10 protein-coding genes and 1 pseudogene are annotated in these 13,012 nt (G+C 60.2%); 4 read left to right on the top strand and 7 right to left on the bottom strand.

Annotated elements, in window-relative coordinates; translation table 11 throughout:
- Nucleotides 1-56: 56 nt before the first annotated feature.
- From pstB to rnt, 5 genes are all read right to left on the bottom strand, one after another.
- On the bottom strand, nucleotides 57-860 hold the full coding sequence (pstB, locus tag IEX75_RS23835; RefSeq protein WP_188798521.1) for a phosphate ABC transporter ATP-binding protein PstB: 804 nt from the start codon (nucleotides 858-860) through the stop codon (nucleotides 57-59).
- The gene (gene pstA / locus IEX75_RS23830; protein ID WP_188798519.1) at nucleotides 853-1,719 is read right to left on the bottom strand and encodes a phosphate ABC transporter permease PstA; all 867 of its coding nucleotides are present in this window, start codon (nucleotides 1,717-1,719) and stop codon (nucleotides 853-855) included. Before pstA ends, pstB begins: the two co-directional genes overlap by 8 nt.
- Nucleotides 1,719-2,690, bottom strand: a complete 972-nt coding sequence (pstC, locus tag IEX75_RS23825) for a phosphate ABC transporter permease subunit PstC (RefSeq protein WP_188798517.1) — start codon at nucleotides 2,688-2,690, stop codon at nucleotides 1,719-1,721. The genes pstA and pstC overlap by 1 nt, the downstream gene beginning before the upstream one ends.
- Before the next feature lie 112 nt (nucleotides 2,691-2,802).
- A complete protein-coding gene (pstS, locus tag IEX75_RS23820) occupies nucleotides 2,803-3,834 on the bottom strand; it encodes a phosphate ABC transporter substrate-binding protein PstS (RefSeq protein ID WP_423373294.1) in 1,032 nt (343 codons plus the stop codon).
- A 203-nt stretch (nucleotides 3,835-4,037) separates the two neighbouring features.
- Entirely contained in the window at nucleotides 4,038-4,697 is a 660-nt protein-coding gene (gene rnt / locus IEX75_RS23815; protein ID WP_188798515.1) for a ribonuclease T, read from the bottom strand.
- A gap of 309 nt (nucleotides 4,698-5,006) precedes the next feature.
- Between rnt and IEX75_RS23810 the strand changes: the two genes are divergently transcribed.
- From IEX75_RS23810 to IEX75_RS23795, 4 genes and pseudogenes are all read left to right on the top strand, one after another.
- Complete coding sequence (locus tag IEX75_RS23810) at nucleotides 5,007-6,701, top strand: coiled-coil domain-containing protein (RefSeq protein ID WP_188798513.1); 1,695 nt, start codon at nucleotides 5,007-5,009, stop codon at nucleotides 6,699-6,701.
- 200 nt (nucleotides 6,702-6,901) lie between these two features.
- Nucleotides 6,902-7,288 carry a hypothetical protein gene (locus IEX75_RS23805; RefSeq protein WP_188798511.1) on the top strand — a complete coding sequence of 129 codons (387 nt, stop codon included), beginning with the start codon at nucleotides 6,902-6,904 and terminating at the stop codon, nucleotides 7,286-7,288.
- A 148-nt stretch (nucleotides 7,289-7,436) separates the two neighbouring features.
- A pseudogene (locus IEX75_RS23800) lies at nucleotides 7,437-8,115 on the top strand (carbonic anhydrase).
- A gap of 10 nt (nucleotides 8,116-8,125) precedes the next feature.
- Nucleotides 8,126-9,637 carry a SulP family inorganic anion transporter gene (locus IEX75_RS23795; protein WP_188798510.1) on the top strand — a complete coding sequence of 504 codons (1,512 nt, stop codon included), beginning with the start codon at nucleotides 8,126-8,128 and terminating at the stop codon, nucleotides 9,635-9,637.
- 120 nt (nucleotides 9,638-9,757) lie between these two features.
- Here the strand turns inward: IEX75_RS23795 and IEX75_RS23790 are convergent, their stop codons facing one another.
- Both IEX75_RS23790 and IEX75_RS23785 read right to left on the bottom strand, forming a co-directional pair.
- A complete protein-coding gene (locus IEX75_RS23790) occupies nucleotides 9,758-11,107 on the bottom strand; it encodes an MFS transporter (RefSeq protein WP_188798509.1) in 1,350 nt (449 codons plus the stop codon).
- A 5-nt stretch (nucleotides 11,108-11,112) separates the two neighbouring features.
- Nucleotides 11,113-12,996 (bottom strand): alpha-amylase family glycosyl hydrolase, encoded by a 1,884-nt coding sequence (locus IEX75_RS23785; RefSeq protein WP_188798508.1) that lies wholly within the window; start codon nucleotides 12,994-12,996, stop codon nucleotides 11,113-11,115.
- Between the last annotated feature and the right edge of the window lie 16 nt (nucleotides 12,997-13,012).

The following is a 13,012-nucleotide window of genomic DNA, read 5'->3' as shown; positions in this document are numbered from 1 at the left end:
GTTTACCAAATGTGTTTACGGGGAAGAGGGGAATTAAGTGGGGCGTTCCGCCCCGGTTATCCGAAACGACCGGTGATGTAATCCTCGGTCTGCTTCTTGCCAGGTTTGGTGAAGATCTTTTCGGTGTTGTCGAACTCGATCAGGTCGCCCATGTACATGAAGGCGGTGCGGTCGGACACGCGTGCCGCCTGCTGCATGTTGTGGGTAACGATCACGATCGTGTACTCGTGCTTGAGCTCTTCCACCAACTGCTCAATACGGCCGGTGGCGATGGGGTCGAGTGCGGAGGTCGGCTCGTCGAGCAGCAACACCTCCGGGCGCAACGCAATGCCGCGTGCAATGCACAAGCGCTGCTGCTGGCCGCCGGAGAGACCCAGCGCGCTCTGCTTGAGCTTGTCCTTTGCCTCATCCCACAAGGCGGCGCTGCGCAGCGCTTGTTCCACACGGATTTCCATGTCCGCACGCGACAGCCGCTCGTGATGGCGAATGCCGTAGGCGACGTTCTCGAAGATCGTCATCGGGAATGGCACCGGCTTCTGGAACACCATGCCGACCTTGGTGCGCAAGCGGTTCATCGAGTAGCTGGGGTCGAGGATGTTCTCGCCGTCCAGCTCGATCGAGCCTTTCGCTTCCAGCTTGGGATAGATCGCATAGATGCGATTGAAGATGCGCAGCAGGGTGGACTTGCCGCAACCGGATGGACCGATGATGGCAGTGACCTGCTTCTCCGGAATATCCATGTTGATGCCTTTCAGCGCATGGTATCCGTTGTAGTAGAAGTGCACGTCGCGCACTTTCAGCTTGGCAGGCGCGTTGGCGCCGGTCAGGGGAGCCGCGGTAGCGGCGGCGAGGTCATTCATAACTCACCTTCTTGCGCGAAAACATGATGCGGGTCAGCAGGCTCAACGCCAGCACGAACAGGGTGATCAACAGCGCACCGGCCCAGGCGATCGCATGCAGCGTCGGATTCGGATCGTTGGTGTACTGATAGATGGTGACCGGCATGCTGGCCATCTTGTCCAGCGGATGCGCGGTCATGAAGTTGTTGCCGAACGCGGTGAACAACAACGGTGCGGTTTCGCCAGCCAGGCGGGCGAGCGCGAGCAGCACGCCGGTGAGAATGCCGGAGAACGCCGCGCGCATCAGCACCTGCATGGTGAGCTTCCACTGCGGGATGCCGAGCGACAGCGCCGCTTCGCGCAACGTGCCGGGCACCAGCTGCAGCATTTCATCGGTGGTACGCACGATCACCGGCAGGCCGATCAGCGCGAGCGCCACGCTGCCGGCGAAGCCGGAGAAGCTGATGCGACCGTCAGTGAGTTCCGTGGTAGGTATCACCACGATCACGTAGACGAACAGACCGAGCACGATCGAGGGTGCCGACAGCAGAATATCGTTGAGGAAGCGGATCGTTGCGCCCAAGCGCGTGGAACTGGCGTACTCGGCCAGATACGTACCGGCCAGCACGCCGATTGGCGCGCAAATCAGCAACGCCATCAGATCCATGATCAAGCTGCCGACGATCGCATTCGACAAACCACCTTGGTCGGCATACGCCGTGATCTTGGTGAATAGCGAGAGCTTGATGGCGCCCAATCCGTTCTGCGCGGTGACCCACAGAATCCATACGAGGAAGATCAGGCCGATCAGCGTGGCCAATCCGCTGAGTGTCAACGCAACGATGTTGACGACGGAGCGGCGTGCGTAGACGGCAGACATCAGCGACCCTCCTTGCGTTGCAACTGGCGCAACATGAAACGCGCGATCAACAGCACGATGAAGGTCACGACGAACAGCAGGAAGCCGAGCGCGATCAGCGCAGAACGGTGCATGCCGACCGCTTCATTGAATTCGTTGGCGATGCTGGAGGAAATCGACGTTCCCGGCATCAGCAGCGATGCCGTGAGGTTGTACGAATTGCCCAGCACGAAGGTCACTGCCATGGTTTCGCCGAGCGCGCGCCCTAAGCCCAAGAAGATACCGCCGATCACCGCCGAGCGGGTATACGGCAACACGATGTCCCACACCACTTCCCACGTGGTGGAGCCCAGCGCATACGAGGATTCTTTCAATCGCGCCGGTACGGTCTGGAACACTTCACGCATCACCGAGGAAATGAACGGCAGGATCATCACGGCCAGCACGATGCCTGCGGTCAAAAGGCCAAGGCCCAGTGGCGGTCCTTGGAACAGCGCACCGATCACCGGAATGTTGCCGAGCGTGTCGCTGAGCGTTGGCTCGATGCTGGCCATGAACGGCACGAACACGAATAAGCCCCACATGCCGTAGATGATCGAGGGAATCGCCGCCAGCAGTTCAATGGCGGCACTAACCGGACCGCGCATCCAGCGTGGCGCAATCTCGGTAAGGAAGAGGGCGATGCCGAAGCTCACCGGCACCGCAAGAAGCAGCGCGATCAGCGACGTGACCAGCGTGCCGACGATGGGGGCAAGTGCACCGAATTGGTTCTCGACCGGATTCCAGTCCGAGCTGAACAAAAAGCGGAAGCCATCCTTGAACAGCACCTCGCGTCCACCCCACAGCGTGGAGAGGGCCGCGCCAAGCAGCGCCGCCAGCACCAGCATGGCGCAAAAGCGCAGGAGGAAACGGAAGAAAAGATCGTGGCGGGCATCGGTGCGCGAACGATGTTCAGTATCGCGGGGGATCGGTTCGGCACTTGTGGCTGACATGTCTGGCGTGATTTTTTGCGATGGTTTCAGTCAGCACGACGCGCGCAACGTAAGACGTTGCGCGCGTCGCAAGAGTCGCTTGAGCTGCGCATCCTTGCGACAGTACTTAAGCTTACTGCTTGTATTCGCTGGACCAGTAGGCTTCGATCTGCTGCACCAGCGAGGCGGGCAGGGGCACGTAGTCCAGTGCACGCGCGGCGTCCTGGCCTTGTTCATAAGCGTACTTGAAGAAGTCGAAGGCAACCTTGGTGTTGGCGGCGTTCTTCGGCGTCTTGTACATGATCACCCACGAGGTAGCGGTGATCGGCCATGCGTCAGCGCCGGGAGCGTTAGTCATCAGCAGGTTGAAGTCTTTGGCGTTCTTCCAATCCGCCGTGTTGGCAGCAGCCTGGAAGCTGGCGATGGTGGGTTCCACCACGGTGCCGGCCGCGTTCTTCATCTTGGCGTAGCCGAGCTTGTTCTGCACCGCATAGGCATATTCCACATAGCCCAGCGAGTTCGGGATCTGCTTGATGTAAGCGGATACGCCTTCGTTGCCCTTGCCGCCGATACCGGTCGGCCACTGCACGGCGGTGCCTTCACCGACCTTCGATTTCCAATCCGTGCTCACCTTCGAGAGGTAGTCGGTGAAGTTGAAGGTGGTGCCCGAACCATCCGAACGATGCACCACGAAAATCTTGGAGGACGGCAGGTGCACGCTGGGGTTGAGCTTGACGATGGCAGGATCGTTCCACATGGTGATTTTGCCCAGGTAGATGTCGGCCAGGGTGGGGCCGTCCAGCACCAGCGAACCCGCTGCAACGCCGGACACGTTGAACGCCGGCACGATACCGCCGATCACGTCAGGGAACTGGCCCAGGCCGAACTTGGCGAGATCTTCTGCCTTCAACGGCATGTCGGAGGCACCGAAATCCACCGTGCCGGCCTTGATCTGCGCGATACCGCCACCGGAACCAATCGACTGATAGTTGATGTGATTGCCGGTTTTTTCCGCATAAGCGGCCGACCATTTGGAAATGACCGGATAGACGAAGCTGGAGCCCGCACCAGTGATATCGGTGGCCTGGGCCGTCATGCCAAACAGGGACGCGGCAACCGCGAAGGCGAGCGTGCCGAGGCGAGACGGAAGTTTCAGTGAGGTCAACACAGTGGCTCCTTGAGGGAAGTGGCTAGGAAATGCCTACGACCCGCGTATTGCAGAGGGAAGGTGTTGCAATGAGATGAGACAAATGTGTCAGCTTGATGACAATCGTAAAATCTTGTGGATAAACGCGATCGTAGGTTGGGGCGCAAACCCCAACTGCTCTATGTGCACACACGTCTCAATGTCGGGGTTTGCACCCCAACCTACGGCAGGGCCGTGCCCACTCGCTCAAGCTCCAGCACTTCCAGCGAACGCAAGCGATTCACAATGCGACAAAACAACAAGGCAGTGCGCTCGGCGTCATACACCGCTGAATGTGCTTCGCGCGAATCGAAGCTGTAGCCGGCAGCCAGTACTGCCTTGCTCAACACGGTTTGTCCGTACAGCAGGCCACTCAGGCTGGCGGTGTCGAAGCAGCTGAAAGGGTGAAAAGGGTTGCGCTTGTGGCCAACGCGGTGCACCGCGGCATTGAGAAACCCCAGATCGAATGCGGCGTTATGCCCTACCAGGACCGCACGCTGACATTCGTTGGCACGCACTGCTGTGCGCACTGCCTGAAAGATATGGTCCAGCGCAGCGCGCTCTTCCAATGCGGCGCGCAGTGGATTGTCCGGATCGATGCCGGTGATCTCCAAAGCGCGCGGATCGATGTTTGCGCCTAGAAAGGGTTCCACATGGGTGGACACCACCGGGTGCGGGTAGAGGTTGCCCTCCTGATCCATGCCTACTGCAACGGCCGCGATTTCCAGCAAGGCATCACGGTTGGCATCGAAACCACCGGTCTCTACGTCCACGATCACCGGCAGGAAGCCGCGGAAACGGTCGGCCATGCGGACCGCCAAGCTGTTGTTGAGTTGCTCCATCGGACAAGCATATCAGCCGGATACCGGTACTGCCGTTTGCCGGAGCGTCTTGCCTCATCAAGAAGATAATGGGTTATTCAATAAGCATCTTCGTCAGCTAGAAGCAGGGTAAGGCGCCTACGGTTGTAAGTTTTGCCGTCAAGAATCGCGCCACCCTGGACGGCAAACCGTACGGTTCGTCATCGTTTTGTCACATAACATCCATCTAACGGTAAAGCTGCCGCTCGATCATGCCGCCAGCCCGCAGGCCGCTCCAGGGGAAGGACTGTGATGCCGCGCGGTTTCTATTGATCTAGCGGAGATAACAATATGCGTTCCAAGATGCTCACGGTGGCCATCGCTGCCGGTTTGGGCCTGACCAGCGTTACGGCGCCGGTGTCAGCTCAGTCGTCGAACAAGAAGGTGACTGTCAGCGCCTCTGAACTGGCGCAGATGAAGGCAGAGATCCAAGCACTGGAGCAGAAGGTTCAGGACCTGGAGTCGCAGCAGCAGGCTCAGCAGCAGGCCCAGGTCGAGACGGCGCAGTCCGTGCAGGCGACACAGGCTCAGGTTCAGGCCACGCAAAAGCAGGTTGCTGCCACCACGACGATGGTGCAGGAACACAAGGGTGACATCCTGGGCGGCACCGGTGGTGTGAAGTGGACCTTCGGCGGCTTCCTGGCGGCTGAAACGGCGTACCGCTCGCGCGATACCGCGGATGATATCGCCACCAAGTTCACCGCCATTCCGTTCATGGGTGGTACGAGCACCGCGCCGATCAATACGAGCAGCGGCGCCACCACCACCTATCCGGTCACCAATGCCCGCAACAACCAGTTTGTGTACAGCGCGCGCCAGAGCCGCCTGTCGATCAAGGCCGAAGGCGACATCAACGACTCGACCCATGTGACCGGCTACTACGAGACGGACTTCCTCGGTGGCGCCCAGACGGCGAACATGAACGAGAGCAACTCGTTCAACATGCGTATCCGCCAGTTGTGGACCAGCATCGACTGGAACGACTACGGTCTGCATGCATTGGCAGGTCAGGCTTGGTCGTTGATGACCCTCGACAGCGTGGGTATCACGCCAGGCAAGGAAGTGCTGCCGCCGACCATCGACGCGCAGTACGGCGCGGGCTTCAACTGGGCTCGCCAAACGCAGCTGCGCCTCGTGAAGGATTGGGACAAGAAGTGGTGGTTGGGCGTGTCGGTGGAAAACCCGCAGACGGCCGGTATCGGCGCCACGGCGGGTACGGGCACCAAGGGCTATGCGACGACGACCGCCACGGTTGGTGCCGGCTCGCTGTATGACACCCTGAACTCGGTGTCGCTCAACCAGATTCCGGACATCCTCGTGAAGTTTGCGGCTGATCCGGGTTGGGGCCACTACGAACTGTTCGGCATTTCGCGCGAGTTCACCACCCGCGTGACGCCGACGACTGCCAACGGCGGTCCGGGCGGCACCACCAACCAGACCGCACATGGTGGCGGCTTTGGCTTCGGCATGGTGCTGCCGCTGGTTCCGAAGGTCCTGGACCTCCAGGTTTCGGGCATGAGCGGCAAGGGTATTGGCCGTTACGGCACGGCCGGCCTCAACGACATCACCTACACGACCAGCGGCGCTCCGCATCCGCTGAAGGAAAACATGGCGCTGGGCACGCTGACCTGGCATGCCTCCGATACGTTTGACCTGTACGTCGAAGGTGGTCGTGAGCAGCAGGACAGCTACCAGACCGTGGGCGTGAACGGCTTGCCGCTCGGTTATGGTGCTGCCGCCCTCGGCTACAACAACGCCAACTGCGGCATCTATGGTGCGGCCACCGGTTGTACGGGCCAGAACCGCGCCGTCTCCGAACAGACGCTCGGCTTCTTCTGGAAGTTCTACCAGGGCAAGTTCGGCCGCGTGCAGTTCGGTACACAGTTCTCGCATCTCTCGCGTCAGCTGTTCACCGACAGCAAGGGCAATGCGCCGACCGCGTCGGACAACATGTTCTTCACCAGCATCCGCTACTACCCGTTCTAATCGGTGGGAAACGGATAGCTGTAAGGGTTATCGGAAAGGAGTTCGACCCAGGGATGGAAAAACGGCGGGCCTTGCCCGCCGTTTTGCTTTTTGTGGACATGCCATGCACGCCCGCAAACGAGCGATATGGTTCGCGCATATGAACTTGTATTTAGCTAACGACTTGCGATGCATGTGCGCGATCCGATATTTTTTGCATCATGCTTCGCGTTCACCGCTATCGTTTGCTTCTGTTGGCGTTTTGCGCATTCGCTCTGTTGTTGCTGACTAGCATCAACGTGGCGGTTGATTCGCATCTTCGTCACGGGCTTTCTGCACACGGCGCGGCTTCCTCGTCGATGAGGTTTGCGGGTGATGACCTCGCCGTGGCGCTTGGCGCGCAAAGTCATTTGAGTTCCACGACGGACGACTTAGCTAGCAGTGGCAACCCATTGCAAGACGACTGCGACATGGACGAGGAATTCCTCACGCCGGAACTCGTGCATGTCATGCCAGACCCGAGGCGCTCGGGCGTTCCTTTAGACAGCACATCTTTGCTGCGGTCGGCTCCTCCCGCCGAGCTGTTGCGGCCACCACGCGCCGCCTGATCGCATCCTCTGCGGCGTGTCCGCCGCATGCATCCCTTGAGTTTTTCTTTGGCTTCGGAAGCGCTTGTTCGCGAGCGTAGGCGTGTGTCGATTCCGTATGCCTGCCGATGCCCTACGTGCCTGTTCAATTATCTCATGGAGCATCCCCATGCAACGTCTGATCGAAGGTTTCCAGTACTTCCGCCAAGAGGTTTTCCCTGCGCAGCGCGCCCTGTTCAAGCAACTGGCCGCAGGTCAAAGTCCCAGCACCATGTTCATCACTTGCGCTGACTCGCGCGTGATGCCTGAAATGATGTTCAACACACAGCCGGGCGAATTGTTCGTCTATCGCAATATCGGCAACATCGTGCCGCCGTACGCACAGCACGTAAGCGGCGTGGTCGCGGCGATCGAGTACGCGGTGCGCGTGCTCAAGGTGAAGCACATCGTGATATGCGGTCACTCCGACTGCGGTGCGATGAAGGCGCTGCAGAAGCCGGAGCTGATGAAGGAGATGCCATCCGTTGCGGCGTGGATGAAGCATGGTGACGTGGCCCGGTACGTGGTCGCGCAAAACAACCAGGGACTGACCGAACACGAAACACTGGCCTGTCTGACGCGCGAGAACGTGGTTGGCTCAGCTTGAGCATCTGCGCACCTTGCCGGTGGTGGCCGCAGGCATGGCGCGCGGCGATCTCAGCATTCACGGCTGGGTGTATGACATTGCGCATGCAGAGATCGAGACGTTCGATGCCGAGCGTGGCTGTTTCGTGAAACTCGATCCGAGTGCCGGCAAGGTACCCGATGCAACACCGCACGTGCGCTTTGCCACGATGGCGGCAGCCTGAGGAGCGAATCATGCGATCTTATTTTTCTCAAGGATTATTCGGCCGGGATCTGCTCGGTTCGATCGTCGTGTTCCTGGTGGCGTTGCCGTTGTGCATGGGTATTGCCATCGCATCGGGCATGCCACCTGCGGCGGGCCTGATTACCGGTATTGTCGGCGGCATCGTAGTTGGCGCCATGGCCGGTTCGCCCTTGCAGGTGAGCGGCCCTGCAGCAGGCTTGGCCGTGCTGGTATTCGAGCTGGTGCGCGAGTACGGCGTGGTTGCATTGGGGCCGGTGGTGATGCTTGCCGGTTTGATCCAGGTGATAGCCGGGCTTGGCCGTACGGGCGTGTGGTTCCGCGTGATTTCGCCGGCGGTGGTCGCGGGCATGTTGTCGGGCATCGGCATCCTGATCGTGGCTTCGCAGTTGCACGTGTTGATCGATGCCTTGCCCAAGGCCCGAGGTTTGGAAAATTTCGCGGCCTTGCCGGGTGCGTTGATCAGCGCCTTCAAGGGCGAAACCGGTAGCGTGGCTGCGTTGATGGTTGGTTTGTCCACCATCGCCATCATGCTTGGCTGGGAAAAACTCCGGCCGCAAGCCTTGCGTTTCGTGCCGGGTGCTTTGTTAGCCGTAGTGATCGTTACGGCCACCGTCGGCGTGCTCGGCACGCCGGTGAACAAAGTGGATATCCAGGGAAATCTGTTTGCGACGTTGGAGCTGCCGACGTTTGGCGGTCTGGCTTCATTGGCACAGCCGCCGTTGCTCGTTGCCGCACTCACTTTCGCGCTGATCGCCAGCGCAGAAACGTTGCTATCCGCTGCAGCGGTGGATCGCATGCACAACGGCGTGCGCACCAACTACAACCGCGAGCTGACTGCGCAAGGCGTGGGCAACATGCTATGCGGCATGCTGGGTGCCTTGCCGATGACCGGCGTGATCGTGCGCAGTGCCGCCAACGTGCAAGCGGGTTCCGCCACACGCATGGCGACGATCCTTCACGGCGGCTGGCTGCTGGTGTTCGCGATGCTGCTGCCGTGGTTGATCCGCATGACGCCGGTGGCGTGCTTGGCGGGCATCCTGGTGTTTACTGGCGTGAAGATGGTCAACGTCAAGCAGATGAAATCGCTGGCGGAATATGGCCGGGGTAATTTCGTGGTGTACGCTGCGACGACGCTTGCTATCGTGGCGACCGATCTTCTGACCGGCGTGTTGGTGGGCTTCGCTTTGTCGGTACTCAAACTTGCACTGCAGTCTTCGCGTCTGCAGGTGGACCTTGCCGATCACGAAGAACCTGGCATGACCACGCTGGAACTCGACGGTTCAGCCACCTTCTTCAAGGTGCCTGTACTCGCACGCACGTTGGAACAGGTACCGCCAAATACCCGCGTGCTGCTGAACGTGGATCGTCTGCGCCATGTCGACCAGGCGTGTCTGGAATTGCTAACCGAGTGGGGACGCAATGCCAAGGCGCGTGGTTGCGAATTGGTGGTGGATTGGAAGGCGCTGCATACGCGTGTGGAAGGATTGCGCCGGGCAGCGTGATAGCGATCGTTAGCTCGTCGCCCCGGCGTTCGCCGGGACGGCGAATCCTAACGCAGTCGTGTAGGTTGGGGTGCAAACCCCAACATCGCCATGCTTGGACACTTGTCATGTTGGAGTTTGCTACGCACGCGTCTGTACCTTCACCCTTAGCGTAAGCGCTGCCGCAATCAGCAACATTCCCCCCGCAAGCCGAATCACATTTTCCGGATTGCTTGCCAAAACGCGTTCGTACATCAGCGGCACAGTAAGAATCTGCAGCAGCATCGGCAACACAATGAACACGTTGAACAAACCCATATACACACCCGCACGTTCCGGTGGAATGCTGCTTGCGAGCATCGCATAGGGATTGCCCATCATGCTTGCCCAGGCGAGGCCGACACCGAGCATCGGCACCAGCAACATGGCACGCGAATGCATGCCCGGCAGCAACAGCATGCCGGCGCCGCCGCACAGCAGGCACACGACGTGAATGGGTTTTGCACCGAGCTGGCGGGCCAGCGGCATCATCGCAAAGGCAGCGAGCATTGCGACGAAGTTATAGAAGCCGCCCATCTGCCCGCTGATCAGCGCAGACTGCGCGAACGCAGGATTGGCCGAATCCGTGGTCCGAAAGAGCGTGCGCGCAATCGACAGCGTGATGTATTCCCAGTAGCAGAACATCGCGTACCACTGGAACAGCATCATGACCGCGAGCTGCCGCATGGTGGCTGGCATGTCGCGGATGGCATCGACTATTTCGCCCAGCGTGGCGCCCAGGTTGCGTGGCGCATGGCGCATGCGGTCTTTTTCCTGCTCCGACAGCGGCAGCTCCGGTGTGGTCCATGCCGACCATGCCACGCTGGTGATCGAGCACACCGCGCCGATGATGAAGGCAATCAGCACGACATCCGGAATGCCATGAGTGTTGACGGCACCGGCTTGCATGCCCAAGCCCACCAGGATGGATGGCGTGAGGTAGGCCAGCGTTTGCGACAAACCTGTAAACGCGCTTTGCGCCAGATAGCCAACCGCGTGTTGCGTGGTATCCAGGCGGTCGCCGACGAACGCACGATACGGTTCCATCGTAATGTTGTTGGCGGCATCCAGAATCCACAACAGGCTGGCTGCAATCCACAGTGCGGGACTCAACGGCATGGCGAACAAACACACGCTGCAGATCAGTGCGCCGATCAAAAAATACGGCGTGCGACGGCCAAGGCGGCTTACCGTGCGATCGCTCAAGGCACCGATCAATGGTTGCACGATCAGCCCGGTGATCGGGCCGGCCAACCACAAATACGGCAGGCTGGCGTCATGGGCTCCCAGGTATTTGTAGATGGGGCTCATATTGCTTTGCTGCAGGCCGAAACTGAACTGGATGCCGAAGAAACCGACGTTCATGTTGAGGATCTGCCAGAACGACAGACGCGGCTTGCGCCCAGAAGGCGCTGCGCCTTCCGCATGGCCGGCCTGGACTGCTGCGTGCATGCCTGTCACGGTTTCTTCCGCCATACCATCGCCCATGCCGGCAACATGCCTGTGTCGTCGCCGGCATCGTCGGCCGTTTGCAACAGCGTTGTCCAGCCGTCGCCGGCATGCAGTCGGCTCCAGTCGACAGACTGCGGTTTATCGCTGAAGTTGAACACCGCCATGAAGCGTTCGCCGCGCCGAATGGCCAGGAGTGCCTCGTTATCGCAGGCAAGCGTTTCGACCGATGCCTGGGGATCAAACGCTGGATCGTGGCGGGCCGCAATCAAGGCTTTGATGGCCGCATTGGCTTTGCCGGCGATCGTGCTCGGATCGAGCTGTTGCTGGAGGCGTGCCAGATCCAGCCGAGGACGTTGCACCCAGCGGCTATCGAGTGCGATCAAGGCGGCATCTTCATCCGCTTCATTGTTGGGCTGGGCCAGTTCGTCGCCCATGTAAAGCAATGGCACGGTGCCCACCGCGAACGCCAATCCGTACATCAACGCAAAGCGGCGCAAGGCGACAGCGTTGCCGGCTGAATCCAGACCTACGAGTGCGGATGCCATGCCATTGGTGCCATGGACTGCATGGCCGTCGGCCGATTGAAACGCAACGCCGTGCCCGAAACTGCCGGGCCGGCGTCCTTCCAGAAATGCGGCGGCAGCACCGATGCGCTGAGTAAAGTCATCGCCGGCCGCTTCGACGTCGGAACGCAACACGCCCCACACAATGTCGTCGTGGCAACGCACGTACGTCATCCAGCCTGTGTGCGCGGGCAGGGGAGGCGTACTGTCCAACAGTTGCCGCAGCAGCGTCGTGCGCCCTTCGCTGAGAGCTGTCCAGCTCGCCGCCATCAGTCCGCTGTGATAAGCCAGATGGCATTCGCTGCCCAGCGTTTCGCCCACGCCGAGGTAAGGCAACAGATCCGTCGATGCAACGATGGCCTCCGCCTTCAGCAAGACGCCCGGTGCAACCAGATCCACCATGGCACGCAGCGCCGACAGGATCTGATGTACTTCCGGCAGGTTCGTGCACGACGTGCCCAAACGTTTCCACAAAAACGGTGCCGAATCCAGACGGAAGATTTCCACGCCGCGATTGGCAAGTTGCAGCAAGGCGGAAGCGATGGAGGCGAAGACCGGCGGGTAGGCGTAATTCAGATCCCACTGATAGGGATAGAACGTAGTCCATACCCAGCTGCGCAATACATCGTTATGCGTGAAATTGCCGGGCGCGGTTTGCGGGAAAATCTGGGCGACCGTTTGTTCGTAGCGATTGGGCACGCGACGGTCGGAAAACAGGTAGAAATACGAACGGTAATGCTGATCACCCTGTGTGGCGGCGAGGGCCCATGGGTGCTGATCGGCCACGTGGTTGAGTACCAGGTCCGCGCACAGGCTGATGCGCGCTTCGCGCAAACGTGCTGCCAGCCGTTCCAGATCACCCATGCTGCCGAGCGCGGGTTCCACTTCCTCGAAGCTGGCTACGGCAAATCCGCCGTCGCTGTCGCCGCTACGTGCACGCAGAAACGGCAGCAAGTGCAGATAGCCGACACCCAGGTTTTCAAGATAATCCACGCGATCAGCGACGCCGTTGAGATCGCCACCGAAGCGATCGACGTAAGCGCAATAACCGACCCGCTTTTCATGGATAAACCAGTCGGGATCGCGTTCGCGCTCGCGATCCAGTTCGCGCAGTGCGGGTGGCCGGGCACGCGCAAGCGTGCCCAGCGTGGTGCATAGCGAAAGCAGCCATGCGTCGAACATCGGTTGCCTGCCGTACAGCGCGGTCAGCCAGTGCAGCAGCCGGGGAGCATGACGGTCAAAGCGCCCCGTGGCTTCGGCCTGCACGGCCGGATCGGCTTCGGCGAGGAAACATTGGCGCGCTCGTGCCAGCAAGGAGGTATCCATGGAAAGTGCGGCTACG

The organism is Dyella nitratireducens, from assembly GCF_014642835.1.
GTDB lineage: Bacteria > Pseudomonadota > Gammaproteobacteria > Xanthomonadales > Rhodanobacteraceae > Dyella_B > Dyella_B nitratireducens.
Note: the sequence above shows the minus strand (reverse complement) of the source record. Positions and strands in the feature narration are given on the sequence as shown.